General features: G+C 61.6%; 24 protein-coding genes and 1 other RNA gene. 10 read left to right on the top strand and 15 right to left on the bottom strand.

Annotation, left to right across the window (positions count from 1 at the left end; all coding sequences use genetic code 11):
• Positions 1-5: 5 nt before the first annotated feature.
• The 5 genes from HGO38_RS07860 to HGO38_RS07840 all read left to right on the top strand — a co-directional run bounded on the left by HGO38_RS07860 (position 6) and on the right by HGO38_RS07840 (position 6,115).
• Positions 6-1,118, top strand: a complete 1,113-nt coding sequence (locus HGO38_RS07860; RefSeq protein WP_250955330.1) for a tetratricopeptide repeat protein — start codon at positions 6-8, stop codon at positions 1,116-1,118.
• A gap of 186 nt (positions 1,119-1,304) precedes the next feature.
• Positions 1,305-2,105 carry an inositol monophosphatase family protein gene (locus HGO38_RS07855; RefSeq protein ID WP_250955329.1) on the top strand — a complete coding sequence of 267 codons (801 nt, stop codon included), beginning with the start codon at positions 1,305-1,307 and terminating at the stop codon, positions 2,103-2,105.
• Positions 2,106-2,209: 104 nt separating this feature from the next.
• Entirely contained in the window at positions 2,210-3,247 is a 1,038-nt protein-coding gene (locus tag HGO38_RS07850) for a flagellar motor protein MotA (RefSeq protein ID WP_250955328.1), read from the top strand.
• A gap of 3 nt (positions 3,248-3,250) precedes the next feature.
• Positions 3,251-4,282, top strand: a complete 1,032-nt coding sequence (locus HGO38_RS07845; RefSeq protein ID WP_250955327.1) for a peptidoglycan -binding protein — start codon at positions 3,251-3,253, stop codon at positions 4,280-4,282.
• Between the two features lie 189 nt (positions 4,283-4,471).
• Complete coding sequence (locus tag HGO38_RS07840) at positions 4,472-6,115, top strand: FAD-binding dehydrogenase (RefSeq protein WP_250955326.1); 1,644 nt, start codon at positions 4,472-4,474, stop codon at positions 6,113-6,115.
• A gap of 10 nt (positions 6,116-6,125) precedes the next feature.
• Here the strand turns inward: HGO38_RS07840 and HGO38_RS07835 are convergent, their stop codons facing one another.
• Positions 6,126-7,928, bottom strand: coding sequence for an ABC transporter transmembrane domain-containing protein (locus HGO38_RS07835; RefSeq protein ID WP_250955325.1), 1,803 nt, complete (start codon positions 7,926-7,928; stop codon positions 6,126-6,128).
• 189 nt (positions 7,929-8,117) lie between these two features.
• On the opposite strand from HGO38_RS07835, the gene rpmE reads away from it, so the two are divergent.
• Positions 8,118-8,339, top strand: a complete 222-nt coding sequence (gene rpmE / locus HGO38_RS07830; protein WP_168471943.1) for a 50S ribosomal protein L31 — start codon at positions 8,118-8,120, stop codon at positions 8,337-8,339.
• 196 nt (positions 8,340-8,535) lie between these two features.
• Here the strand turns inward: rpmE and rcdA are convergent, their stop codons facing one another.
• The 3 genes from rcdA to HGO38_RS07815 all read right to left on the bottom strand — a co-directional run bounded on the left by rcdA (position 8,536) and on the right by HGO38_RS07815 (position 10,969).
• Positions 8,536-9,051: a protease adaptor protein RcdA gene (gene rcdA, locus HGO38_RS07825; protein ID WP_250955372.1), complete on the bottom strand. Its 516-nt coding sequence runs from the start codon at positions 9,049-9,051 to the stop codon at positions 8,536-8,538.
• A gap of 434 nt (positions 9,052-9,485) precedes the next feature.
• On the bottom strand, positions 9,486-9,677 hold the full coding sequence (locus HGO38_RS07820) for a DUF1192 domain-containing protein (protein ID WP_250955324.1): 192 nt from the start codon (positions 9,675-9,677) through the stop codon (positions 9,486-9,488).
• The gene (locus tag HGO38_RS07815) at positions 9,674-10,969 is read right to left on the bottom strand and encodes an MFS transporter (protein WP_250955323.1); all 1,296 of its coding nucleotides are present in this window, start codon (positions 10,967-10,969) and stop codon (positions 9,674-9,676) included. Before HGO38_RS07815 ends, HGO38_RS07820 begins: the two co-directional genes overlap by 4 nt.
• Positions 10,970-11,144: 175 nt before the next feature.
• On the opposite strand from HGO38_RS07815, the gene HGO38_RS07810 reads away from it, so the two are divergent.
• Positions 11,145-11,300, top strand: coding sequence for a hypothetical protein (locus tag HGO38_RS07810; protein WP_250955322.1), 156 nt, complete (start codon positions 11,145-11,147; stop codon positions 11,298-11,300).
• A 6-nt stretch (positions 11,301-11,306) separates the two neighbouring features.
• Here the strand turns inward: HGO38_RS07810 and HGO38_RS07805 are convergent, their stop codons facing one another.
• The 9 genes from HGO38_RS07805 to tkt all read right to left on the bottom strand — a co-directional run bounded on the left by HGO38_RS07805 (position 11,307) and on the right by tkt (position 22,793).
• Complete coding sequence (locus HGO38_RS07805; protein ID WP_250955321.1) at positions 11,307-12,230, bottom strand: PhzF family phenazine biosynthesis protein; 924 nt, start codon at positions 12,228-12,230, stop codon at positions 11,307-11,309.
• Between the two features lie 182 nt (positions 12,231-12,412).
• On the bottom strand, positions 12,413-13,309 hold the full coding sequence (locus HGO38_RS07800) for a fructose bisphosphate aldolase (RefSeq protein ID WP_250955320.1): 897 nt from the start codon (positions 13,307-13,309) through the stop codon (positions 12,413-12,415).
• A gap of 260 nt (positions 13,310-13,569) precedes the next feature.
• Entirely contained in the window at positions 13,570-14,772 is a 1,203-nt protein-coding gene (locus HGO38_RS07795) for a phosphoglycerate kinase (RefSeq protein WP_250955319.1), read from the bottom strand.
• A 76-nt stretch (positions 14,773-14,848) separates the two neighbouring features.
• Positions 14,849-16,684 carry a potassium/proton antiporter gene (locus tag HGO38_RS07790; RefSeq protein ID WP_250955318.1) on the bottom strand — a complete coding sequence of 612 codons (1,836 nt, stop codon included), beginning with the start codon at positions 16,682-16,684 and terminating at the stop codon, positions 14,849-14,851.
• Positions 16,651-17,097, bottom strand: a complete 447-nt coding sequence (locus tag HGO38_RS07785) for a hypothetical protein (protein WP_250955317.1) — start codon at positions 17,095-17,097, stop codon at positions 16,651-16,653. Before HGO38_RS07785 ends, HGO38_RS07790 begins: the two co-directional genes overlap by 34 nt.
• Positions 17,063-18,604: a D-Ala-D-Ala carboxypeptidase family metallohydrolase gene (locus tag HGO38_RS07780; RefSeq protein ID WP_250955316.1), complete on the bottom strand. Its 1,542-nt coding sequence runs from the start codon at positions 18,602-18,604 to the stop codon at positions 17,063-17,065. The genes HGO38_RS07785 and HGO38_RS07780 overlap by 35 nt, the downstream gene beginning before the upstream one ends.
• Positions 18,605-18,642: 38 nt before the next feature.
• Positions 18,643-19,524 carry a hypothetical protein gene (locus HGO38_RS07775; protein WP_250955315.1) on the bottom strand — a complete coding sequence of 294 codons (882 nt, stop codon included), beginning with the start codon at positions 19,522-19,524 and terminating at the stop codon, positions 18,643-18,645.
• Positions 19,525-19,718: 194 nt separating this feature from the next.
• Complete coding sequence (gap, locus tag HGO38_RS07770) at positions 19,719-20,729, bottom strand: type I glyceraldehyde-3-phosphate dehydrogenase (RefSeq protein ID WP_250955314.1); 1,011 nt, start codon at positions 20,727-20,729, stop codon at positions 19,719-19,721.
• A gap of 81 nt (positions 20,730-20,810) precedes the next feature.
• Positions 20,811-22,793, bottom strand: a complete 1,983-nt coding sequence (gene tkt, locus HGO38_RS07765) for a transketolase (RefSeq protein ID WP_250955313.1) — start codon at positions 22,791-22,793, stop codon at positions 20,811-20,813.
• A 333-nt stretch (positions 22,794-23,126) separates the two neighbouring features.
• On the opposite strand from tkt, the gene HGO38_RS07760 reads away from it, so the two are divergent.
• The 3 genes from HGO38_RS07760 (at position 23,127) to ssrS (ending at position 24,047) form a co-directional block, all read left to right on the top strand.
• Positions 23,127-23,396, top strand: coding sequence for a DUF4164 domain-containing protein (locus tag HGO38_RS07760; protein WP_168471955.1), 270 nt, complete (start codon positions 23,127-23,129; stop codon positions 23,394-23,396).
• Positions 23,397-23,440: 44 nt separating this feature from the next.
• Positions 23,441-23,827 carry a cell division protein ZapA gene (locus HGO38_RS07755; protein ID WP_250955312.1) on the top strand — a complete coding sequence of 129 codons (387 nt, stop codon included), beginning with the start codon at positions 23,441-23,443 and terminating at the stop codon, positions 23,825-23,827.
• Between the two features lie 62 nt (positions 23,828-23,889).
• Positions 23,890-24,047, top strand: a non-coding RNA gene (gene ssrS / locus HGO38_RS07750) — 6S RNA.
• 120 nt (positions 24,048-24,167) lie between these two features.
• Here ssrS and HGO38_RS07745 read toward each other — a convergent pair.
• Both HGO38_RS07745 and HGO38_RS07740 read right to left on the bottom strand, forming a co-directional pair.
• Positions 24,168-25,193 (bottom strand): abortive infection family protein, encoded by a 1,026-nt coding sequence (locus tag HGO38_RS07745; protein WP_250955311.1) that lies wholly within the window; start codon positions 25,191-25,193, stop codon positions 24,168-24,170.
• Positions 25,194-25,325: 132 nt separating this feature from the next.
• Positions 25,326-26,567, bottom strand: a complete 1,242-nt coding sequence (locus tag HGO38_RS07740; protein ID WP_250955310.1) for an SAM-dependent methyltransferase — start codon at positions 26,565-26,567, stop codon at positions 25,326-25,328.
• Between the last annotated feature and the right edge of the window lie 204 nt (positions 26,568-26,771).

Below are 26,771 nucleotides of genomic sequence, written 5' to 3'. Positions count from 1 at the left end.
GTTTCATGCCGAACAGCCGTACCCTATCGCGATCCATCCTGACTGCCCTGTTGACCGCCTCTCTGGCGGGCGCCGGAACCCTGGCGCTTGCCCAGGAAGAGCCGTCGCTCGACATCGGCAAAGCGGATACGACGGAGCGCGTCGTGCGGCCGCCGGAGACGCTGGACAAGACTTCGAAGATCGAGACCAAAGGGTCCGAAGCCACCGAGCCGTCCTCCGGCATCACGCTGTTTGACCGCATGGGCGCGCCTCTGCCGGCCTTGCCGCCGGAAACGGAATACAAGGGACCGGTCGATGACGCCTTCGGCGCCTTCCAGCGCGGCCTGTTCACCACGGCGCTCGACAAGGCCCTGCCGCGCGCGCAACTGGGCGATGCCGCTGCCCAGACGCTGATTGCCGAGATGATGTCGCGCGGCCTTGGCACCAAGCGCGATCCGAAGATGGCGGCCTTCTGGTATGGCCAGGCGGCGGCCGGCGGCGATCCGGCGGCGATGTTCAAATACGCGCTGCTGTTGATGGAAGGCCGCGATGTCGAACGCGACAAGGTCAAGGCCGACGATTACATGAAGAAGGCGGCGGATGCCGGCAACAGTTCGGCGCAGTTCAACTGGGCGCAGACGCTGGTGGCCGACAATCCCGGCGAAAAGGGCCTCAGGCTGGCGCTTCCCTATTACGAGAAATCGGCCGAACAGGGCGTCGCCGATTCGCAATATGCGGTGGCGCAGGTCTACAACGCCCTTGGCGATGTGCCGGCCGACAAGAAAGCCACGGCGCGGAGCTGGATGGCCAGGGCCGCCAAGGCGGGTTTCGACACCGCCCAGCTCGATATCGGCCTCTGGCTGGTCAATGGCATTGGTGGCGAGCGCGACTACGAGCAGGGGTTCAACTGGCTGAGAACGGCTGCCAATCGCGGCAATGTGGTGGCGCAGAACCGGCTGGCGCATCTCTATATCAATGCGCTTGGAACAAGGCCGGATGCCGTCGAGGCGGCGAAATGGTATGTCCTGTCGCGCCGGGCCGGCCTGAAGGATCCTCTGCTGGAGGACCATTATCTGGGGTTGACCGACGAGCAGCAGAGAAAGGCCATCGACGGGGCCAACAAATTCCGCAGGGGCTGATCGCTGTCGTTCTCTGAGGTCTTGCTTGCCGTTTAAGGCGCCAGAGCCAGACCTCTGGCGCATGCCCCTTGAATTCCGGCGATTTTTATGGTCTTGAACCCGCCAACCGATCGCCGCCTAGCGCAGCCTTGCCATCGATGGCGCTGCGAGCCGGCCTGATGCCGCCAATTCAAGGAATAAATCAACATGGCTCGCTCTGCCCTTCTCAATGTCATGGTCCAGGCCGCGATCAAGGCCGGAAAGTCGCTGTCGCGCGATTTCGGCGAGGTGCAGAACCTGCAGGTCTCGGTCAAGGGACCGAGCGATTTCGTCTCGCAGGCCGATATCAAGGCCGAGAAGATCGTGCGCGAAGAGCTGATGAAGGCGCGGCCGACCTATGGTTTTCTCGGCGAGGAAAGCGAAGAGGTCAAGGGCACCGACGGCGCCCATCGCTGGATCGTCGATCCGCTCGACGGCACCACCAATTTCCTGCACGGCATTCCGCAGTTTGCCGTATCGATCGCGCTTGAGCGCAATGGCGAGATCGTTGCCGGCGTGATCTTCAATCCGGCGACCGACGAACTCTACACCGCCGAGCGTGGCGGCGGGGCGTTCATGAACGACCGGCGCATCCGGGTTGCGGCCCGCAAGGTCCTGTCGGATTGCGTCGTGGCCTGCGGCGTTCCGCATCTCGGCCGCGGCAATCACGGCAAGTTCCTGGTCGAACTGCGCCATGTGATGAACGAGGTCGCCGGCGTGCGGCGCATGGGTGCGGCAGCGCTCGATCTGGCCTATGTCGCAGCCGGCCGTTTCGACGGCTTCTGGGAGGTCGAACTTTCGCCCTGGGACATCGCCGCCGGTATCCTTTTGATCCGCGAAGCGGGCGGTTTCGTTGGTGACATGTCCGGCGGTACGGATATGTTCGGGTCGCGCAGCGTCGTGGCCGGCAACGAGTATATCCACAAGGCGCTGGCCGAGGTGGTCAACCGGCCCATCCCCAAGGGATAATGTCTTTTTCCTCAGTGACTTGCCAATGCGACCGGCTTTTCACTTCAATTCGTCGTAATTATCCACTAGCCTCCGGCGCAACATGACCGGAGGCGCAGGACGATATGGCGAAAGTGAAACTGGCGGACTTGGAAGCAACTGAGGCTGAGGCCGGCGCCTACGGCAACAAGCTTTCAAGCCCGATGCCATTCTTCTCGACGATGCTGATCTTCCTGATCATCGTCGGGTTCATCGCTGCCATTCTGTTCCGGCAGGCGCAGACCGCCTTCATGACCAATCCGGGGCTGAACGGCCTGATCCTCGGCGTTCTGGCGGTCGGCATCATCCTCGTCTTCAACCATGTGCTCGGTCTCATTCCCGAAGTGCGCTGGTTCAATTCCTTCCGCGCCGCCGGCAATGCCGAGAAGGTCGGCCGCGATCCGCGCTTGCTGGCGCCGATGCGCGCCCTGATCGGCAACCGCCGCTCGGTGGCGATTTCGACCGCGGCGCTGCGCTCGATCCTTGATTCGATTGCCACGCGCCTCGACGAATCGCGCGACACATCGCGCTACCTGATCGGCCTCCTGGTCTTTCTCGGCCTGCTCGGCACGTTCTGGGGCCTGCTCGGCACGATCGGCTCGATCAGTGCCGTCATCCAGTCGCTCGACCCGAGCTCCGGCGATAGCAACGATGTCCTGCAATCGCTGAAAACCGGTCTGGCCGGTCCGCTCGAGGGCATGGGCACCGCATTTTCGTCCTCGCTGCTCGGCCTGTCAGGATCGTTGATTCTCGGATTTCTCGACCTGCAGGCCGGCCGGGCGCAGAACCGCTTCTATACGGAGCTGGAAAACTGGCTGTCGTCGGTCACCGATGTCGGCTCCGACATGGTGCAGGCCAGCGAGCCCGGCGCGTCGATTGCCGCGGAAGACCTGAACCGTTTGATCGAACAGCTGACGCGGATCGCCGATCAGCCGGCCGCCCAGAGCAACGACCGGTCGGTCACCGCCATTGCCGGGCTAGCCGAAGGCATTCAGGGCCTGGTGAAAAACATGCGCAACGAGCAGCAGATGCTGCGCGACTGGATCGAGGCGCAGCAGGAAGATGCCCGCGCTATGCGCAAGACGCTGGACCGGCTCAACGACAAGATCGGCGGGAGCAAGTAACCGATGGCCCTGGGGCGCAATCGCCGCGGAGATCGCGGAGTCGATTATTGGCCGGGTTTCGTGGACGCCCTGTCCACGCTGCTGCTGGCCATCATGTTCCTGCTGACGGTGTTTGTCCTGGCGCAGTTCATCCTCAGCCGCGAGATCTCCGGCAAGGACGAGGTTCTCAACCGCCTCAACAGCCAGATCGCCGAGCTGACCCAGCTGCTGGCGCTGGAAAAGAGCGGCAAGCAGGATATGGAAGACACGCTGGCCTCGCTGCAATCCTCTCTCTCGGTGTCCGAGGATGAGCGGACGCGGCTGCAGGCGCTGCTGGAATCGGGCAGCGGTTCGGCCGACAGTTCGCGGGCGCAGATCGGCCTCTTGACCGAAAAGCTCGAGCAGGAGCAACAGGTCAGCGGCCGGGCGCTGAGCCAGATCGAGCTCTTGAACCAGCAGATCGCAGCGCTCAGGGCGCAGATTGCGGCCGTCGAACAGGCCTTGCAGGCCTCCGAAGCGAAGGACCAGAGCTCGCAGACCAAGATTGCCGATCTCGGCCGTCGCCTGAACGTGGCGCTGGCGCAGCGCGTGCAGGAACTCAATCGCTATCGCTCCGACTTCTTCGGCAGGCTCCGCGAAATCCTCTCGGACCGCGACAATATCCGCATCGTCGGCGACCGGTTCGTATTCCAGTCGGAGGTGCTGTTCCCGTCCGGCGGCAATGAGCTCAACCCTGAGGGCCAGGTCGAGATGGCGAAGCTGGCCACAGCCCTGCTGGATCTCGCCAAGGAGATTCCAGCCGAGATCAACTGGGTGCTGCGCGTCGATGGTCATACCGACAATGTGCAGCTGTCCGGCTCCGGCCGCTATGCCGACAATTGGGAGCTTTCCGCAGCGCGCGCCATCTCCGTGGTCAAGTTCCTGATTTCCAAGGGCGTGCCTTCGGCGCGGCTGGTGGCGGCCGGCTTTGGTGAGTATCAGCCGATTGCCGAAGGGGACACGCCCGAAGCGCGCAACCAGAACCGGCGGATCGAGTTGAAACTAACGGAGCGCTAGTGCTGGAGGGCAGGGGGCGCGTCGATCGCGGCAGGGTTTTGCAGCGATCCAGAACCGGCTGCCCTGCTATATCTACTAAAGTTTGCCCCTAAGGGAAGGATTGGGCCGTATACGTGTCTCTCGGGGGTTGCGAATGTCTTACGTTCTCGTAAGAGTAAGTTATCGCACCTTGTGGGTGGAGGCTTGCGGATGAATTTTGACGTATTGGTGATTGGGGCCGGCCTTGCCGGTCTGGTTGCAGCGGCGGAGGCGGCAGATCGAGGTTTGCGGATCTGCGTGCTCGATCAGGAGGGCGAGCAGAATCTCGGCGGTCAGGCCTTCTGGTCGCTGGGTGGCCTGTTTTTTGTCGACAGCCCGGAGCAGCGGCGCTTAGGGATCCGCGACTGTATCGACCTGGCCCGGCAGGATTGGCAGGGCTCGGCTGGCTTCGACCGGCCGGAGGACTATTGGCCGCGGCAATGGGCCGAAGCCTACCTGGAATTTGCCGCCGGCGAGAAGCGCGACTGGCTGAGAAACCAGGGCATGCGCTGGTTTCCGGTGGTCGGATGGGCCGAGCGTGGCGGCTCCTTTGCTCATAGTCACGGTAATTCGGTTCCGCGTTTTCACATTACCTGGGGTACCGGGCCGGCCGTGCTGGAGCCGTTCATCCGCCGTGTTCGCGCTGCCGAAGAAAAGGGCCTGGTGTCGTTTCGATTTCGCCATCAGGTGGACCAGTTGATCGTGACCAATGGTGTCGTTTGCGGTGCCCGGGGCACCATTCTGAAGCCGGATGCCGTGGTGCGTGGCGGGACCAGCTCCCGTCTTCCGGTCGGTGAATTTGAGATCAATGCCAGCGCTGTCATCGTCACCTCCGGCGGCATCGGCGGCAATCATGATCTGGTGCGCAAGAGCTGGCCGGTGGATCGTCTGGGGGCGCCGCCGAAAAGCATGGTCAGCGGCGTTCCGAGCCATGTCGACGGGCGCATGCTGGCCATTGCGCAGCAGGCGGGCGGCGAGGTGATCAATGGCGACCGGATGTGGCACTATACGGAAGGTCTGCGAAACTTCGACCCGATCTGGCCGAACCACGGCATTCGCATCCTGCCCGGCCCATCGTCCTTCTGGTGCGACGCCGATGGCAATCGCTTCGCGGCGCCGGCAATGCCGGGTTTCGACACAATGGCGAGTTTGAAGGCGATCCGCGACAGCGGCTCCGACTACAGCTGGTTCATCCTCAACAAGACGATTATCAAGAAGGAATTCGCCCTGTCGGGCTCCGAGCAGAATCCGGATCTGACCGGCAAGAATATCAGGCTGCTGCTGAAGCGGCTCGGCAGCGATCCGCCGGGTCCGGTGCAGGCCTTCATGGACAAAGGCGAGGATTTTGCCGTGCGCGATACGCTCGAGGATCTGGTCGTCGCGATGAACGAGATCAGCGGCGAGCATCGCATCGGCATCCGGCATCTGCGGGGCCAGATCGAGGCGCGTGATCGCGCCATGGAGAACAGTTTTGCCAAGGATGCGCAGGTCACCGCCATTCGCGGCGCACGGGCCTATCTCGGCGACCGGCTGATGCGCACCGCCAAGCCGCATATGCTGCTCGATAAAAAGTTTGGGCCGCTGATTGCCGTGCGCCTGCACATCCTGACCCGCAAGACGCTGGGCGGCCTGCACACGGACTTGGCGGGGCGGGTGCTGGACAGCCGCAACCAGGCGGTGCCGGGCCTTTATGCCGCTGGCGAAGTGGCCGGTTTCGGCGGCGGCGGCATGCATGGCTACAATGCCCTGGAGGGGACCTTCCTCGGTGGCTGCCTGTTTTCAGGCCGGGTCGCCGGGCGTTCCGTCGGGACCTGATCGGCTTTGCCTATTTCGCGGCGGCCAGAAAGTCCTGGGCGCCGGTCTCAAACTGCAGCCTTGCCAGTTTGGCGTAGAGCCCGCCCTGCTGGATCAGGCTCTGATGCGTTCCCTGTTCGACGATCTGGCCGTCATCGAGAACCAGGATGCGGTCGGCTTTCAGCACGGTCGCCAGCCGGTGGGCGATGACGATCGTGGTGCGGCTTTTCATCAATCCGTCGAGCGCCTTCTGCACCAGCGTTTCGCTTTCGGCATCCAGCGCCGAGGTCGCCTCGTCGAGCAGCAGCACGGGGGCATTGCGCAGGATGGCGCGGGCAATGGCGATGCGCTGCCGCTGGCCGCCCGACAGCGTGATGCCGCGTTCGCCGACGGCCGTGTCGTAGCCGTTTTCCAGCCGTGCAATGAACTCGTCGGCCTGGGCGGCGGCCGCTGCCGCCTTGACGCCGTCGCGCGTCGCGCCCGGCGTGCCGAAGGCGATATTGTCATGGATGGAGGCGGCAAAGATCGTCACATCCTGGGGCACGATGGCCAGCCGCGACCGCAGGGCCTCCGGCGTCACCGTGCGGATGTCGACATCATCGAGCTTCACCGTGCCGCTGACGGGGTCGTAGAAACGCAGCACCAGCGAAAAGATCGTGCTCTTGCCGGCTCCGGACGGACCGACGATGGCGACGGTCTCGCCACTGCCGACCTTGAAGCTCAGGCCCTTCAGCGCCGAGCGGGCGGAATGGGACGGATAAGAAAAATGCACGTCGGAGAATTCGACAATGCCCTTGGCCGGTATCGGCAGGGCGACCGGAACGGCGGGCGCGGAAATCGCCGAGACTTCGTAGAGCAACTCCGTCAGCCGTTCAGCGGCGCCGCCGGCCTGGGCCAGTTCGCCCCAGACTTCCGACAATTGGCCGAGCGAGCTGCCGGCAATCACCGAATAGAGCACGAACTGGCCGAGCGTTCCGGCCGAGATCGTGCCGGACAGCACGCCCTGCGCGCCATACCACAACACGGCGGCAATGCTGCCGAAGACGAGGATGATGGCAAAGCCGGTCAGGAGGGCGCGGGACTTCACCGCCGCCTTGGCGGCCTGATACGCTTCTTCCACGGCATCGCCGTAACGGGCGGCGGCCACGGCTTCGCCGTTGAAGGCCTGGACGGTGCGGGAGGCGGCAATGGTTTCGCCGGCAAAGGCGGAGGCATGCGCCAGGGTGTCCTGGGCGGCGCGTGACCGCTTGCGCACCGAGCGGCCGAAGCCGACCAGCGGGAAGACGATGACCGGGATGGCGGCCAGCACCAGGACCGAGAGGCTGGGGCTGGTATAGATCATCATGACCATGGCGCCGATGCACATGATGGTGTTGCGCAGCGCCACCGATGCCGTGGCACCGACCGCGGATTTGATCTGGGTAGCGTCGGCGGTCAGCCGCGAGACGATTTCGCCGGACTGGTTGATGTCGAAGAAGGCCGGCGACAGCCGCGTCACATGGGCAAAGACCTCGCGGCGGATATCCGAGACGATGCGCTCGCCGATCGAGATGACGTAGTAGTAGCGCATGGCGCTGGAGATCGCCATGACGACCGCCAGCACGATCAGCATGGCAAAATACTTGTTGATGAAGGCACTGTCGGTTGCGGCAAAACCGTGGTCGATCATCCGGCGCACGGCCAGCGGCAGGGCGAGCGTGGTTGCGGCGGCGAGCGTCAGAAAGAACAGAGCAGCGATCACCATGCCGCGATAGCGCAGCAGATAGGGCCAGAGGCGGGCGAGGGGACGCAGATTGCGGCTGTTTTTCTGCTGAGCTTCGACAGTATCTGACACGGATGTTTTCTCCCCCCATCACGCCATCGTCTTGGTGTCTGGGTACTTGTTATCTTTGCGACCTTGATGTATAGGCTCCCAATCGAATTGGGAAGCCGTAGCCTGATCAGACTGCGGCTTCATTTATTGAATAGGGTCACTCGACGCAATTGCGGCAAATGGACCCTCCGGCACAGCAGGAAGATCGTTATGAAGGCTAGCATTCATCCCGACTATCACATGATCAAAGTGGTCATGACCGACGGCACCGAATATGAAACGTTCTCCACCTGGGGTTCGGAAGGTGCTGTCATGAACCTTGAAATCGACTCGAAGTCGCACCCGGCCTGGACCGGCGGCAACCAGCAGCTTATGGACCGCGGCGGCCGTCTCTCCAAGTTCAACAAGCGTTTCGGCGGCCTCGGCCTCTAATCGCTCGACGGTTGACAGCATTTCAAGAGCCCGGCAGTGCCGGGCTTTTTTGCGTTGGTCGGTGCGTGGTGGTTGAGCTTGCCTTCTGACCATTAAAAAACCCGGCATTGCGCGGGGCAAGGCCGGGTAGAAGGGATCAATCTGTCTCGATTCGAAGCATCAGCCCGACGTTTCCGCCGGGGCGCTCGTCAAACGATCAGTTGGTGCCGAAGGCGGTGCGCAGCAGGTTGAGTTGGGCCTGGACGCTGTTTTCGTTATCGGGAACGATGGCAGCTTCGCTCGGGCGATAGATCTCGCGGTCGAGAATGGCAATGCGGTTCTGCAGGCGCAAAGAGCGCTCGACGAGATCGCGGAAGGCTTCCGGCAGATCGAGCCAGCCCGGAGCCGAGCGGTCGACGTTGAAGCCGTCGAGGCGAACCTTGCTCTTCTCCGAGATAACCTGTTCGCGGCTCATTTCGCCATTGTTGACGGCGCGCTGCAGCAGCAGCCAGGAGGCCATCTGCATCAGGCGGGTGGTCAGGCGCATGGATTCTGCTGCGTAAAGCACGGAGGCCATGCGGGGCAGCACCTTGGCTGCCGAGCGGCCGGGTCCGTCGAGATAGGCGGCGGTTTCTTCGACCAGGCCCATGCCTTCAGCATACGTCGCCTTGAACTGCGACGACGCGGCGGCACGTCCTGCAAAGTTGACTGTATTCAATCCGAGTTCCGACATTGACATGATCCCTGCCCTACGCATCACTTACTTCAGGTAAGACAGCGTGTCCGGGGAGCCGGCTGCCGTCTGATTGGCCTAACGATGATACCAATACCCGAAATGCGCAAGCCGTTTCTTAAAGAAGGGTTAATTCCCACAGTTTTGAGTTAGGATTGTGGCGAAAACAAAAAAAGAGCCGCAATTGCGGCTCTCAAGGTAAAACAGGGAGAAAAATCAGACCAATTCGCCAAGCGGTGAAACTGCCTGAATCCAGAAGCTCCGGATGACTATACAATCCCACATAACGATTAATTTAGCGTTAATCCGCTGAATAAAAGGCAACGGCGATGGGCCGGTATCGAATACCGCGGCCCTTTTTGAAACAATACTTGCAGCAACGAGGGGCATCGCCGTGCCGCCGCCGGCCGACTCAGCAGTTGCCGCCATCGTCGCTAAGACTTGAAAAAGCTTTCGGCGGCCTGCCGGCCCGCCGTCTTTCTGGTGCGTTCGGCTTCCAGCCGCTCGATTTCCTCGCGCAGAAGCGCGATGCGGCCGGTCAATTCGTCGGCCGACAGCAGCGACAGGTCGCAGCCCAGTTCATGGCCGGCCGGTTTCTTCGGGCGGTCTTCATCGAGAAAGCTCATGCCTTGGCCTCCTTCATCGTCTCGTCGTCGTGGATGCTGGCGGATCCGTCCAGGGGGGCGGCGCGCGGGTCGAGCGACAGGCTCTCCGGCGTGCTCATCGGCGATGTGCCGACCGGTATGGTCGAGAAGCTGCCACGCCCGGCGGTCGGGATCGCCGCTCTCAGCCGGCTGCGGAACAGCGCATAGGCGCAGAGCATGACATGGGCGCAGGCGGTCACCGCAAACAGCGCATAGGGGCCGAAATGGGTCATCACGGGGCCGCCAAGCGTCGGGCCGATAATGGTGCCGATGCCGAACAGCAGCAGCAGGCCACCGGACACTTTGACGAAATCGCCGGTGTCGGCGAAGTCGTTGGCATGGGCAACGGCAATCGGATAGAGCGCGTTGGAGGTTGCCCCGTAAAAGGCGACGAGGGCGATCAGCACGATCGGATTGTGGGGCTGGAAGACGACGATCAGCAGGGCTGCCAGGGCCGCCGCCAGGCCGATGCCCGCGAGCACATAGCGGCGGTCCGTCCTGTCCGACAGCTTTCCGGCCGGAAATTGCATGGCGGCGCCGGCAAAGATCGTCAGGCTCATCATCAGGGCGATGGTGGTGCCCGACATGCCGGCCCTGGCGCCGAACACGGCGCCGAGCGTGCCGTAAGCGCCATTGGCGATGCCGATCAGCAGGATGCCGACAAAGGACACCGGCGAGTTGCGATAGAGCCGCGGCAGGTCGAGCTTGACGGATTTCAACGGCTGCGGCGAGGCGGCCGTCGACAGGGTGGTCGGCAGCATGGCCAGGCAATAGAAGATGCCGCAGAACATGAACAGGATCGGTGTCGAGACATCGCCGAACGGCACCAGCATCTGGCCACCCACCACGCCGAACAGGGTGATGGAGATATAAAAGGAAAAGATCGCGCCGCGGCTTTCGTTGGTGGCGCGCTCGTTTAGCCAGCTTTCGATGATCATCGCCGTGCCGGCGGTGCAGAAGCCGGTCAGGGCGCGAAGGGCGACCCACCAATATTGGTCAACCATCACGCCGGTGGTCAGGGCAACGATGGCAATCACCGAGACGAAGGTCGAGAAGGCCCGGACATGGCCGACGCGCATGACGAGTTTCGGGGCAAAAAAACAGCCGAGCACGAAGCCCGAAGCCCAGGAGGTGCCGAGCAGACCGAGGATTTCGTTGGAATAGCCTTCCGCCGATCCGCGAACCGGCAGCAGCAGGCCGTGCAGGCCGTTGCCGAGAAAGAGGAAGAGGGTTCCCAGCAGCAGGGAGAGGACAGGAAATAGGTTTCTTCTCATGATCCCGTGTCGCGTGTGTTTGCCGAAAAAGCAAGGGCGGGTAGGGTGCAACGTCGCAGTTCACTGAAATGCTTGCGCAGCGGCGGGTCTGACGATAACGCCATGATGCGCAATGTTGGGAAGGGAAAGTGTCTTCCCTATGGCATTGTTGCTTTTGCTTCATCAAGGATATGCAATGACCAAGGTGATTTCCGGGTTTCTCATCCTGGCCATGGCCGTCCAGATCATCAGGCCGCTCGGCCTGCCGGGCCTCAAGAAGCGCGGCGACTTCTGGAAAATCGCGGTGATCGCCTTCGTGATCTGGTCGGTGACGCTGCTGGTCAGGCCGTGACGCCGGTCAGGCGTGCAAGGTGCCGCGCAGGATTTCGACGCTGGCGCCGCTGATGGCGACCCGTGTCGCCACGCCGTCTTTCTTGCTGACGCGAATGCCGATCTCGCTGCGGCGTTTCATTTCCACACCCTGTTCGATCCTGAAGTCCATCTCCAGATCAGGCTCGCCGGCAAGCGTCGCGAGATAGGCGCCAAGGGCGGCCGACGCGCTTCCGGTGGCCGGATCTTCCGGGACATTGTCGAAGGGCGCAAACATCCGGGCGCGCAGATGATTGCCGCCCTGGCGGGTATAGAGAAACAGGGCACAGTCGCAGTTTTCGTGGGCGTAGCGCTCGACCGCCTCTGCAAGGGCTCCGAGCTCGGGCTTGGCGCGACCGAGCGCCTCGAGAGACGCGACTTCCGCGACGATGAATTTCAGTCCGACCGAGACGAAGACCGGCGCATGGCGGGCGGTTTCGATGTCGGCGCCGGTGAGGCTGGCGCAGCGTGCCAGCAGGGCGGTGTCGACCGTGCTGCCGATGCTCAAGGGCTTTGGGGCGACGATCGATGCACTGACCGCCCTGCCGTCCTTTCGCTGCACCTCGACCTCGACAAGGCCGGCCTTTTCCTCAAAGACCAGCCGGTCGCCCGGTGCCTTGCCGAAGACTTCCGGCATATTGGCAAGCACGAAGGCCGTGCCGACATTCGGATGGCCGGCGAAGGGCACTTCGGTGACGGGTGTGAAGATCCGCACCTCTGCGGTATGGGCCGGATCGCGCGGCGGCAGCACGAAGGTGCTTTCCGAATAGCCGAATTCCGCGGCGATCGCCTGCATGCATTCGTCGCTCATGCCGCTCGCATCGAGGATCACGGCCAGCGGATTGCCGGCAAAGCGCTCGGTGGTAAAGACGTCGACCGTCACAAAGGCATAGGTCGTCGTAGGTGCAGTCATGGGTCGGCGCTCCGATACTCGCTCAGGATCTGCCTTAGCTAAATCGGCCGGCGGTCGCGACGGAAGCCATAAACTTGTCGCGGGGACAATTGCGGGGGCCCAGGCATGCAAAAGCCCGGCTGCTGGGCGCAGCCGGGCTCGATAGGGCAGGTCGATCGATCAAGAGGGCTCGGGCCGCCCTCTCAGGCCTTGTTGACGCTTGCTGCGTAGATTTCGTCGATCGTCTCGGCGAGGCTGGCGTTGAACTCTGCATCGCTCATTGTGACGCGCAGGTTTTCCGTGAGCGCGCGCGAGAAGCTGGCGATCATGCCATGGTTCTGCTTGAGCTTTTCGCAGGCGTCCGTGCGGGTGTAGCCGCCGGACAGGGCGACGAGGCGGATGACGGATTTGTGGGCGACCAAAGGCGCGTAGAAATCGGCCGATGTCGGGATGGTCAATTTCAGCATGACGGTCTCATCAGCGGCAAGCTTGTCGAGCTGCTGGGCGATCTCGTCGCGCAGAATGGCTTCCGCCTCACCCTTGGTCGGGCTCTTGATGGAGACTTCTGGCTCGATGATCGGCATGAGGCCCTGGCCGATGATCTGCCGCGCCACTTCGAACTGCTGCTTCACGACGGCGGCAATGCCTGACTTGTCGGCCTGCGCGATCACCGAGCGCATCTTGGTGCCGAAAATTCCCTTATCCCGACCGCGGATCAGCAGAGCGTCCAGATCGGGCATCGGCTTCATCAGCTGAACGCCGTTTTCTTCCGCCAACAGACCCTTGTCGATCTTCAGAAAGGGTACCACGCCACGCTTTTCCCAGAGATAGGAGGGGACTGCCAGACCGTCGACGTCGCCGTCCATGGTGCGCTCGAACAGAATGGCGCCGATGACCTTGTCGCCTGTAAAGGCCGGCGCGCTCATGATGCGGGCGCGCATGGCGTGCATCAGGCGGTACATATCCTCGTCACCCTGGTAGTCGGTTTCGGAAATGCCATAGAGACGCAGTGCACCGGGTGTCGAACCACCGCTCTGATCCAGCGCCGCAATGAATCCGGGCGCCGAGCTCATCTTGTTCAACATCTTCGCGTCCACCATGTCTCACTCCTATCGCTAAAAATGGCGCGTTCAGCGCTCACGCTTATCTTCGGTTTTACAAACAGCCGGCGAACGCCGGGTGGTTCAACCTCCGGATCTCCCAAGGTTACCATCGGCGGATAACAGAAGTATTTTTAAAGGGGAATGACCCATAAGTAATTGAAACGATTGAAATGATTTCAATCGTTTGAAACATGTTAAAAAATTTAAAAGAGTTAGTATGGGAGGACCGGCCGCAGAGCCGGCCCTCCGCCTATGGGTCAGATGCCCTTGGTCAGGACCGCGACGCCCGGCAGTTCCTTGCCTTCCATCCATTCCAGGAAGGCGCCGCCGGCGGTCGAGACATAGGTGAAATCGTCGGCAACGCCGGCGTGGTTGAGGGCCGACACCGTATCGCCGCCGCCGGCCACGGAGACCAGCTTGCCCGCCTTGGTGCGCTCGGCCGCATGCCGGGCTGCAGACACCGTCGCCTTGTCGAAGGGTTCGATTTCGAAGGCGCCGAGCGGGCCGTTCCACACAAGCGTGGCGGCCTTGGAGATCCAGCCGTTGATCGCCTCGATCGACTTTGGCCCGACATCGAGCACCATGGCATCGGCGGGAATGGCGTTGATGCTGACGATCTCGTTGGCCGCACCTGCCTTGAACTCGCGGGCAATGACGCCGTCTTCCGGCAGCACGATGGCGCAGCCGGCCGTGGCGGCTTCGATCATGATCTGTTTGGCCGTATCGGCCAGGTCATGCTCGCAGAGCGACTTGCCGACATCGGTGCCGCGGGCGGCAATGAAGGTATTGGCCATGCCGCCGCCGATCACCAGCGCATCGACGCGCTTGACGAGATTCATCAAGAGGTCGATCTTGGTCGAGACCTTGGCGCCGCCGACAATGGCGACCACCGGACGGGTCGGCTTGCCGAGACCCTTTTCCAGCGCTTCCAGTTCGGCCTGCATGGTGCGACCGGCATAGGACGGCATATGATGGGCAAGCCCTTCCGTCGAGGCGTGGGCGCGATGGGCGGCGGAAAAGGCGTCGTTGACGAAGATATCGCCGTCGGCAGCGAGAGCCTCCGTGAATTCCGGCGTGTTCTTTTCCTCGCCCTTGTGGAAGCGGGTGTTTTCGAGCAGCAGGATGTCGCCGTTCTGCATCTTGGCGATCGCGTCGGTGGCCACCGGGCCGATACAGTCGCTGGCAAAGGCCACGGCCTGGTCGAGAATTTCCGAGACCGCATGGGCAATCGGCTCAAGCGACATGTCCGCCACCACTTCGCCCTTCGGGCGGCCGAAATGGGCCAGAAGGATGACCTTGGCGCCTTTTTCGGAGAGTTCTCGGATGGTCGGGACGACGCGTTCGATGCGGGTCGCGTCGCTGACCTTGCCATCCGCCATTGGAACATTCAGGTCGACGCGGACAAGCACGCGCTTGCCTGCGACGTCGGTCAAATCGTCGAGAGTCTTGAAATCCGGCATGGTCCCACCCGTGTCTGGTTGAAATCGGAGGCTTGTGGCGCGGACCTTACTATTCCTGCGGTCGGACGCAAGGCGATCAGGGACGTTTTTTCGACTGCCAGAAGGCCTGCCGGCGGACCCGATAATTTCGCAATAAATCGCGCACGAGATGGGCAAGTTCCCGAATATTGAGGAAAATCGGCCAGCGGGTGGCCGGCGCCACGGGCTCCATGGAGATGCCGACTGAGGCGATATGTCCCGTCTCGTCGAGGTCGCGGACGATGAGGATGATGCGGCCCAGCCGAACCCGGTCGGCATAGTCCGGCTTGCCGCCCAGTTTCAGTTCGATCAGTTCGCCGACGGTCCGGGTCTTGTCGATCTCCGTCAGGATATCGGGGCCGTAGGCGACATCCAGTTCGGCCGCCGACCGCGACGGCGAGATGACGAAGGTGCCGAAAAATTCGCTGTCATTGGCATCGACGGGCAGCTTGCTGGCAAAGAGCCTGTCGATCAGCCGGGAATAGCCGGGCGCGATGAACAGGTAGACCTTGTCGTTTTCCTTGAGGCGCCCGGCATATTGATAGCGCATCGACTTGCCGTCACGGATCACCAGCGACGGCATCGCCCAGCGGGGGATGCGCTCGCCGCGCAGCACGGGGCTGTCGGCGACGACGCGGTAGGCCAGAAGCTCGTGATGGGCGGCGCCCGGCAGGTCCAGTTCCAGCTTGTCGATCGCGCCGATGCGCGGCGGCACGATCAGCCCGAGCTTCTCGGCGACCGGTTTGATGGTCCAGCCCTGGATGATCAGCGAAATCATCACGACGATGAAGGCGATGTTGAAATAGATCTGGCCATCCTCCAGGCCGCCGATGATCGGCAGGATGGCCAGCAGAATGGAGACGGCGCCGCGCAGGCCGACCCAGGCGATGAAGCCCGATTCCTGCTGGGTATAGTCGAAGGGCAGCAGGCACAGCCAGACGGCGAGCGGCCGGGCGATGAACACCAGGAACAGGGCCAGCAGCACCGCCGGGAACATGATCTCCAGAAACTGCGACGGTGTGGCCAGCAGGCCGAGCACCAGGAACATGATGATCTGGGCAAGCCAGGTCATGCCGTCCTGGAAACGGGCGATGGTCACCCCGCCGGGGATCTTGCGATTGCCGGCATAGATCCCGGCGACATAGACCGCCAGAAAGCCGGAGCCGCCCACCGCGCCGGTATAGGAGAAGACCAGCAGGGACAGCGCCAACACGATGATCGGCGCGAGGCCCCGATCGACGTCCAGCCGCTTGATGACAAAAACGATCAGCGCGCCGCCGATCAAGCCGAGCGCGACGCCCATGCCCATCTGCTCGACGAACAGCCGCAGCAGGTCGAGGCCCAGCGTCGCGCTGTTTTCCTCGGCGCTGAGCGCGCCGACCAGGGCGATGGTCAGGAAGATCGCCATCGGATCGTTGGTGCCGGATTCGACCTCAAGCGTCGAGCGGACCCGGTCGCGGATGCTGATGCCGCCGATGCGCAGCAGGAAGAACACGGCTGCCGCATCGGTCGAGGCGACGATCGAACCGAGCAGCATGCCCTGCAGCAGGGAGAAGCCGAGCAGCCAGCTGGCGACCAGCCCGAACAGGGCGGCCGTCACCAGCACGCCGAAGGTGGCAAGGGTAATCGCTGGAACCGCGGCCAGCTTGAAGGACTGGATATTGGTGCGATAGCCGGAATCGAACAGGATGATGGCGAGCGCCACGGAGCCGAGCATATAGGCGGCGGAATTGTTGCTGAATTCGATACCCAGGCCATCCACGCCCGCCCCCAGGCCGATCAGCAGGAACAGCAGGAGCAGAGGGGCGCCGAAGCGGAAGGCAAGCAGGCTTGAGAAGGCAGCGAACAGGACGAGGGCGGTCAGGACCAGCATGACGATGTAAAAATTTTCCAAGCCCGTGCCTCTCCGCTTTGCCCATCGCTCTCGGTCTGTCCGTCTGCGTAACGCTCCGTCAGGTCGCGGTCAGCCTGAAACCAATACGGCAGCGCCACCGGCTTGAAAAAAGTCGGCAATGCTAAGGTTTGGATGGGCAGACGCAACAGCCGGGAAACGCGGCGGAATCGCCAATGTTCAGTCTTGCCGCCAATCATGATCAGAGTAGGGCGATGGAACAAAATAAAAGGACGGATCGATTGCCCGATCCGTCCTTTTTTCGGCGTTTGACTGCGTGTTGCTGTCAGATCAGCTTGCTGAGGGCAATGCACGACTGCGCCGTCGAACTCGGGGCGGTCGTTCGGTCGATGCGGATTCGCGCCGGACTTCGTCTTGCGCTCACCAGTCGGCGTTGTGGCCGCGGGTATCGACATGCACGAAGGTGTTGTAAATGCCGATGCCGCCCTCAAACATTTTTTCGCTGCGGTACCGTTTGAGGACTGCTGCCCATTGGGCCGGCGTACCGGCGCCAGGCACCTTGATATCGACAGCCCGGAACTGCATATGCTGGCTGTTCTTGGCGGCGCCTGGAAGGCCTTTGTTGTAGTCCGGGCTGCGATAGGCGCTGGTGATGACGACGGGGTGCCCGACTTCCTCTCGGAATCGTTCCAGGATGCGCGCCGTGGGGATGATATTGGGCCACAAATCCCGAGGCGGGTCGGTATTCAGGCCGTTCTGGGCGTGGTGTCCTCCCTTGATGAGGAATTCATGCCACTGGAAATGTTTGATGTCGGGCAAACGGGCGGCGAAGAAGCTCTTGAAATCGGTATTGGTCGAGATCGTCCCGTCGATATTGGGCGCTTTGTCTCTGACAGCAGCCTCGGCATCGGCGGTATCCGACTCGGCATTGTCGCCAGCGCCTTCGGTAAAAATCTCGATGCCGACATCGACGGCGCCCAGATCGATCAGGGCCTTCAACAACACGGCGGCGCCGCATTGCTGCGAGACGGCGGTCGGTGAGAAGACCCCGTCGCCGACGAATTTGCCCTTGTTATAGACCGTGGAGAAGGACCAGAGATAGGGAGTGGGGATTCGTCTGCTGCGATAGCCGAGGCCGTTGAAGACCTCCCATCGATAGAGCGACCGCGCCAGCGACCAGTCGGCGAGGCCAGCCAGGCCTTCGCCGCGCAGGGCGTCCTCGGCGCTGAACTCCCAGGTAAAGGGCGGTGAACCGCTGTGCGGGCGGCCTGCCGGCACGCGGAAGGTTCTGGCCGTCAGCCGGTCGCCATTGTGAAGGTGAGTGCGGAAATTATAGGTGGACTCAAGCAGGTGAACGCCTGCGACGAACCACCAGGGGATACCGAGCGGCTGTCCGACGGTCTGATATCGCGGCCGTTGCGCAATGGCCTTTTCGGCGAAACCCTTGGCGGCCTTCTCGCTTACGGCATCCTTATAGCGTGCCATGCGAAACAGGCGGATATACTCGTCCGCCAGATCCTCGAATTTTCTCGATGTGGACAGGGGCCTGTCCTGGAGATCGCTATCAAGGGTTGCGCCGAGCGGAATGGGGCCGTGCTGACCGGAGGCGGGCACCATGTCCTCGTCCGGGAAATTGGTCTCGAATTCCTCGGTATTCTCCCAGGTCGTTCGCATTCCCTCGGCATCATGCACCTGTCGCTGCAGATCGCCAAGCCGCACGGCTATGGCCTCCAGCCGCTCGCGCGAGGCCTGCGATCCCAGTTTCAGGATGGCATCCTCGAGTTTTGTCGAGATCTCCAGGATCTTGGCGGTGCCGGCGCGGAAGCTGGCAATCGCCTCGGCGAGGGCATTGTGCGCGGCGGCGAGGGCCGCGGGGCGGATGGCCTCGCGGTCGGCATCGCTCTGCGCGGCGAGAAATTCATCGAACAATTGATCGGCCAGCATCTGCGCTTCGCTCGACATGTCATGTCCCCCCTTTCGTGGTTGAACCGGTCAATAGTTCATTTGCGAACCTCTCGTATGGCACTCCAGAATGTTTCCGCCGAAAGCTTGATGCGGGTCGCCTCCTCGACCACGGCGCGCAGTTCGCCCGCGCTGCCCGGCGCGGCGCTCGCCAGCCTGGCAAGGCGCGCATTGGAGGCTTTCATCTGTCGCAAGATGACGACATAGGCGGTCAGCGCTTCGTGATATTTGGCCGCCTTGGCCATCTCGCTTGCCGTTGCCGCCGCGGGGCTTTCCAGAACCCGTATGGTCTGGTTCCGGTAATAGATCGCGTAGATCGGCCGGGTGTCGGCAATCAGCTGATCGATCAGGCGGGCGATGGTATCCTGGTTGGCGATGAGCGCGGCGCGCACCGTTTCAGCCGTTCGGACCCTGTCGAGGCGGACGGCGAGATCGGTGAACGACGCGATGATCGGCTGCGTCAGCAAGGCCGGCAAGCCGGCAGGCGCGGCCGCACCTGCCAGCGCCGTGAGGGCTGTCGCAAGCTCGGCCGTCTCCTGAATGCTGCGGGTCAGCTCTTGCTGCGAGCGTCCGTCCGATAGCTCAACAAGGGCCAGGGAATATTCGGACAGGAGAGCGAGCGCTAGCCGACGGGCGCGCAGGCTCGGGTCCTCGTTGCTGCGGGTCGCGTTGCCGATGACCTGGTCGGGATCGAAACATTTGGGCGTGCCGCTCCGGTCGGTGGTGCAGGCCTCGGCATGTCCCGATTCCTTGGACAGAATGGGCGCGATCTCGTCATAGACGAGGTCACCGGCCTTTTGCGCCTCCAGGAATGCTTCCCGGAAATTCTTGAGGTCCTCCAGCGGAACGCCAGCAGTACAACCCGCAAGCATGGCGAGGTAAAGCAGAACCCAAATGCCAGACCGCAATGCTCTACACAAGAACGCGCCCCTCCACCCCAGGGCACTGTAGTCCGGATACTTAAATACTTCAATGGTTGTAGTGTAAATTAAACGCACGCAACCATCAGGATGGTGGTGGGCATCCTCGTTATTTCAATAAAAACGCGGCGGCATCGCCAATGGATGCCGCCGCGTGCAATGCGGGCAGGAACGGCCCGAAGGCCTTATGTCAGTCAGATCAGCTTGCTCAGGGCGACGGATGTGTCGGCCATGCGGTTGGAGAAGCCCCATTCGTTGTCGTACCAGGTCAGGATCCGCACGAAATTGCCTTCCAGAACCTTGGTCTGGTCGATGGCGAAGATCGACGAATGGCTGTCATGGTTGAAGTCGCGGCTGACGAGCGGTTCTTCGGTGTAGCCGAGGATACCCTTGAGCGCGCCGTTGGAGGCAGCCTTGATGGCGTCGTTGACTTCGGCGACCGTGGTGGTCTTCTTGGCAACGAACTTGAAATCGACGACCGAGACATTCGGGGTCGGAACGCGGATCGAGGTGCCGTCGAGCTTGCCCTTGAGGTGCGGCAGAACGAGACCGACGGCCTTGGCGGCACCGGTCGAGGTCGGGATCATCGACAGCGCTGCCGCGCGGGCGCGGTAGAGGTCCTTGTGCATGGTGTCGAGCGTCGGCTGGTCGCCGGTATAGGAGTGAATGGTGGTCATGAATCCGTGGTCGATGCCGATGGCGTCGTCCAGGACCTTGACCACCGGCACCAGGCAATTGGTGGTGCAGGAGGCGTTGGAGATGACCAGGTGGTCCTTGGTCAGCTGGTCGTGGTTGACGCCGAAGACCACGGTGAGATCAGCGCCTTCGGCCGGTGCCGAGACGATGACGCGCTTGGCGCCAGCCTGGAGATGCAGGGCGGCCTTGTCGCGCGAGGTGAAGATGCCGGTGCATTCGAGCGCGATGTCGACGCCCATTTCGCCATGCGGCAGGCTTGCCGGATCCTTGATGGCGGTCACCTTGATCGGCTTGCCGCCGGCCACGATGATGGTGTCGCCTTCGACCTTGACGTCGGCCGGGAACTTGCCGTGGATGCTGTCGTAGCGCAGCAGGTGGGCATTGGTCTCGACCGGGCCGAGATCGTTGATGGCCACGACCTCGATGTCGGTGCGGCCGGATTCGACGATGGCGCGCAGAACGTTACGTCCGATACGGCCGAAGCCGTTGATGGCAACTTTCACAGTCATGGATGCACTCCCGTTTTAAAACAGAGCTTCAGAGGATGGTGCGTAAGGGCGCTTGAAAAGCGCCCTTCGTCAATTCGGACTTTAGGCGAGGTTGGCCTCGGCCGCCGCCACGACCGCTTCCGCGGTGATGCCGAAATGCTTGTAGAGGTCCTTGGCCGGGGCAGAGGCGCCGAAGGACTTCATGCCGATGAAGGCGCCGTCCGAGCCGATGAAGCTGTCCCAGCCCTGGCGGATGCCGGCCTCGATGGCGATCTTGACCGGTGCCTTGCCGATGATCGCCGTCTGGTAGTCGGCGGACTGTTCGAAGAACAGCTCGAAGCAGGGAACCGAGACGACGCGGGCGGAGATGCCCTTGGCGGCGAGTGCGGCCTGCGCCTTGATGGCGATTTCGACTTCCGAACCGGAGGCGAAGATCGAGACCTTGGCGTCGCTGGCCGAGATCAGCTCATAGGCGCCATAGGCGCAGAGGTTCTTCTCGTCATATTCGGTGCGGGCCGGGATCAGGTTCTGGCGGGTCAGCGCCAGGCCCGACGGGCGATGCTTTTCCTTCAGCGCGATCTGCCAGCATTCGGCCGTTTCGGTCTCGTCGGCCGGGCGGAACAACAAGAGGTTCGGAATGGCGCGAAGCGCTGCAAAATGCTCGACCGGCTGATGGGTCGGGCCGTCTTCGCCGACGCCGATCGAATCATGGGTCCAGACATGCACGACGCGGATGCCCATGAGGGCGGCCAGGCGCACCGAGGGGCGGCAATAGTCGGAAAAGATCAGGAAGCCGCCGGCATAGGGAATAAGACCGCCATGCAGGGTGATGCCGTTCATGGCAGCGGCCGTCGCATGTTCGCGAATGCCGTAATGGATATAACGGCCGGAGAAGTCGGTCGGGGTGATCGACGTCATCTGGCTGGTCTTGGTGTTGTTGGACGGCGTCAGGTCGGCCGAACCGCCCAGCGTTTCCGGCAACAGGCCGTTGATGACTTCCAGCGTGTCTTCAGAGGCCTTGCGGGTGGCAACGGTCGGGTTGCTGGCGGCGATCTTCTTCTTGAAGGCGTCGATCGCGGCATCAAAGCCGCCGGGCAGTTCGCCGGCAAAGCGACGGTTGAACTCGGCGCGCTTTTCGGCGTCCGTGCCGGCCAGCCGGGCTTCCCATTCCTTGCGGGCCTTGGTGGAGCGCAGGCCGGCAAGGCGCCAGCTGTCCAGCACGTCGGCCGGAACGACAAAGGCTTCCGCTTCCCAGTTCAGCGACTTGCGGGCCGCGGCAATTTCCTCGGCGCCGAGCGGCGAGCCGTGGACCTTGTGGGTGCCCTGCTTGTTGGGGGCGCCGAAGCCGATGATGGTCTTGCAGGCGATGAAGGTCGGGCGGTCCGACTTGTGGGCTTCCTCGATCGCTGCGGCAATGGCTTCCTGGTCATGGCCGTCGATGGCCATGGTGTTCCAGTTGGCCGACTTGAGGCGGGCGATCTGGTCGGTCGAATCCGACAGCGAGACGGCGCCGTCGATGGTGATCTTGTTGTCGTCCCAGAAGACGATCAGCTTCTTCAGCTTCAGGTGGCCGGCCATGGCGATGGCCTCCTGGCTGATGCCCTCCATCAGGCAGCCGTCGCCGACCAGCGCATAGGTGAAATGGCTCTGCAGCTCGGAGCCGAACTCTTCGGCGAGCTTGCGTTCGGCAATCGCCATGCCGACGGCATTGGCAATGCCCTGGCCGAGCGGGCCGGTGGTGGTTTCGATGCCGGAGGCATGGCCATATTCGGGGTGGCCGGCAGTCTTGGCGCCGAGCTGGCGGAACTGCTTGATGTCCTCGATCGTCATGTCCTCATATCCGGTTAGATAGAGAAGCGAATAGAGGAGCATGGAGCCGTGACCGGCCGACAGGACGAACCGATCGCGGTCCGGCCAAAGCGGGTTTTTCGGGTCGAATTTCAGGTAGCGGCTGAAAAGAACAGTGGCAATATCGGCAGCGCCCATGGGCAGGCCGGGGTGGCCGGAATTGGCCTTTTCGACGGCATCCATGGCGAGGAAACGGATCGCATTGGCCATGCGATGATGTTTTTCAGGAGAGATCATGACTGTTCCGCTTGTTCCGGGTCTCAAGGAATGGAGGCTGTTCCAGCAACCATCTGAAAGCGGCTGATCCTTATCAGGTGGATCGCGCAAGTCAACAAATGCGGCCGCGCTTGGCACGCTCAAGGCTAAGATTCTGGCCGTCTGCCTGTTTGCTAGGCACTGCCTGTTGCGGGACCGCGGGCGCTGACTTTTCGTCCCGTCGTCCACAAGCAGGGTGGCTTTGAAACCGCGGCTTTGTTGACGGGCGGCAATGCAGATGGGTACTGTCGCCAATCTTTGTAGTGGGTCTACAGAGTTGATTCGGTGACCTTTTGCGAAAGCCTGGACATAGGAATGCCGACGGACAAGACGGAAACAGCGCTCAGCGCTTTGCGGCAGGCCATAGCCGGCCTTGAAAATGCGATCGACATGCGGATCGAACTGCAGCGCGAAAGCAGCGAGGTCGAGGGCGAGGTCAGGCGCGTTCATGCCGACCGTGCCCGGCTTGCGCAGGAGCTCGATCAGTCGGAGTTTCGCGCCAATCGGCTGGAAGAGGTCAACAGGGAGGTGTCGCGGCGCCTCGTGACTGCTATGGAAACGATCCGCGCCGTTCTCGACCGGTAAATCGGGCGGCCTGCTCACACAGATTTTGCAATTCGGAAGGCTCTATGGCTCAGGTTACGGTGACGATCGACGGCAAGGCCTATCGCATGGCCTGCGAGGAGGGGCAGGAAGGTCATCTGACCGAGCTTGCGACCCAGTTCGATCAGTATGTGAACCATCTGAAGGGGCAGTTCGGCGAGATCGGCGACCTGCGCATCACCGTCATGGCCGGCATCATGGTCATGGACGAGCTGGCCGACGTGAAGCGCCGGCTGACCGGCATGGAAGCCGAATTATCGACGCTCAGACAGGGCCGCGACACGGCACTCGACAATGCGTTGGCGCGCGAAGAGCGGCTGACCGGCGCGATTGCCGAACTGACCGAGCGCCTCAACGGCATCAGCCGCAAGCTGACCGCCCCCGCCTCGCAGCGCGTGCCGGCCGAAACGTAAATCGTTCAAAGATCCGCCACCTGCCTCTGGCGCTTTGCGTCGTTCGGCCCTATATCTCGAAGTGCGGTCTGCGCCTCTCGACAGGTACCACAATCCCTGGGGCCATACTCGATCCAAAGGGAGCTGTCCCTGGCCAGGCCCGTGGGCTTGGACACACGGCGCCCACCTACGTTTGTAGGCACCCAGGATCGTAAAAACCACCGGTTGCCGTGGATCGCACTTTTCCCTTTTTGAAATTATATCGGCTTTTACTGGCCGCTAGGTCATCGTTTAGATGCCCCTGCTGAAATATGCTTCTAGGAGAGCGGCGCGCACCGGCGTCCATCCGCATCGATATTTATTAAAGTCTCGTAATCAGCGAACTGATCCACGACATGCAGGTTTGGATTGCCCAACTGTCTTGCTGCTTGCTGAGTTCAAGCATTGGGGCCGTACCTGAACCATGACCGAGCTTGTTTCTGACTTCGCCAAAAAAACTCTTTAGGAGGGTTGCTTCCCAAACATCGATAAACCGACCGTTTTTTGCACTGACCAGATTGTCGATGTATCCGGCGGCGCCTTTCTCATTGCAGGTGGTCCAGCCCTTCTCATCAGAAATGATCTTGATAGTGCTTTCCAGAGCTTTTGCTGCTGATAGGGCAGCATCCTTGCGTTTATTATCACGACGATCGATGGCTTCCAGCAAGTCGTGTTCAACATTTTTCCATTTTGGATCGGACATCAAGGACCAGAATGGTTCTTCAATAGTCGCTGCTATCACTGCGTCTTCCGAAAATTGAACAAAACCGTTGCGGTATAAGAGTGGAAACCTCGCTTGTCGAAATCTCTCGTTTATCTCAGCAACATTTTGGCTAAGAGTTTTGCTTTGGGCATCGTATTGTTGGCGCATGAACTCTTCGGTAGCTTCGGGAATGTGTAATGCACGCGCTAGATTATAAAGGTTCCCATCGCCCCGACTGGCAGCTACACGACGCTCGAATTCAGAATGGGCAAATTCCAGCTGATTTTCGTATTCACGCATCGCAAGTTCTACGAAGCTCACGCGACGCTTGATAAAGATATCTACGTCTAAACCAGGTTCAAAATCTCTCGTGAAGAAATTTTTGACAACATCTACAATTTGGTAGCGATAAGTTCCGAGATAAAGGGGCGAGAGGGGGTCTATGCCTATCTCCATCGCAATCTTGTCATGGATTGCTTGCAGTGTTTCTTTGGACGAATGATTCAAGTCTCCGTTGATGTAATACGGAAAAACCTGCTCGGTTATGATTTTAGCAGCCTGGACCATGAACCGCCGCTCACGGTCACCGAATGAAGTCCAAATCGGTGTATCTTCGTAACGAGTCACGAATACGTCGGTCAGCATTGCGAATCGACCCCAAGTTAAAATGGGCTAGTATTTTAACATATACTGCTGCCTTAAAAGACGCCATGTCTCATGACGGCTGGTTGGTTGTCACACCCTCAATTTGTAGTCACCCAGGACCGTAGAAATCTTTCAAACCCCGAGATCGAGCGTCTTTTCCTTGTCGATATAGGCGCGCTGCTGGTCGGTGATGTAGTCGCGCACGATCGGGGCGGCGTCGCGTTTTCGCGACAGCTGCATGTGGAACACCAGCTGGCTGCCGGTGCGGAACATCATCTCGGCGCTGATCAGGTAGAATTCCCACATCCGCGCAAAACGTTCGTCGTAGAGGGCCACCACCTTGTCGCGGTTGTGCTGGAAGCGTTTTTCCCAATGGGCCAGCGTCGTTGCGTAATGGACCCGCAGGAATTCGAGATCCGTGACCCAGAGGCTGTTCTGCTCCACCACCTCGAAGACTTCCGAGAGCGCTGGCGAATAGGCGCCGGGGAAGATGTATTTGCGCAGCCAGGCGCTGGCCATGCCGGGCGGGCTCATATGGCCGATCGAGTGCAGCACGGCGATGCCGTCATCGGGCATCAGGGCGTTCAGCTTCTTGAAGAATTCGTCATAGTGATGCACGCCGACATGTTCGAACATGCCGACCGAGACGATGCGGTCGAAGGTCTGGTCGAGGTCGCGGTAATCCTTGAGTTCGAAGCGCACGCGGCTCGACAGGCCGGCAGCCTCGGCCCTTTGGGTGGCGAGCGCCTGCTGCTCCTTCGACAGGGTGACGCCCAGCACCTCGACGCCTTCCAATTGCGCGAGATAGAGGGCCAGATCGCCCCAGCCACAGCCGATATCCAGCACTTTCATGCCCGGCTTCAGGTCGAGCTTGGCGGCCAGCAGGCGCAGCTTGTTGCGCTGGGCCTGTTCCAGCGTCTCGTCCGGCTCGCGAAAGTAGGCGCAGGAATAGAGCATGTTGCGGTCGAGGAAGAGTTTGTAGAAGTCGTTGCCGAGATCGTAGTGATGGGCGACGTTTCTCTGGGCCTGGCCCTTGCGGTTCGACTGCTGGCGCTTGCGGAAGCGCATCTTGATGGCGCGCAGGATCTTCTGGATCGGATAGGAGCCGAGCGACAGGCGGTTGATCGAGAACAGGGTGAGGAAGTCGCGCAGGGTCGAGCCTTCCTCGAAGCGCATCGTGCCATCCATATAGGCCTCGCCGGCCGCCAGTTCGGCATTGAAGACCAGCGTGCGGTAAAGTTTCGCGTCGGTCAGGCGCATGGTGACATGGGGCCCGTGCTCGCCGGCAAAGACATGGCGCTTGCCCTCGGCATCGATGACGGTCAGCTGGCCCTTGCGAATGAAGGCTTTCATCATATGCGACAGCAGAAACATGCATGACCTCGCAGCGGAATGATCCTGAGGTCAGCATGCTAGCGAAAAAAAGAGGCTTCGCAATGCCGGAAAGGCAGCCCTGCGGCTGCCTTTCGAGTCATGATAAGGTGCGCCGACCTCTCCGGTCATGGTCGGGCCTGACCCGACCATCCATACTTCATGGAAGCAGATGGATCCTCGGCTCAAGGCCGAGGATGACTCGAG

Source organism: Rhizobium sp. CG5, assembly GCF_023701945.1.
GTDB lineage: Bacteria > Pseudomonadota > Alphaproteobacteria > Rhizobiales > Rhizobiaceae > Allorhizobium.
Note: the sequence above shows the minus strand (reverse complement) of the source record. Positions and strands in the feature narration are given on the sequence as shown.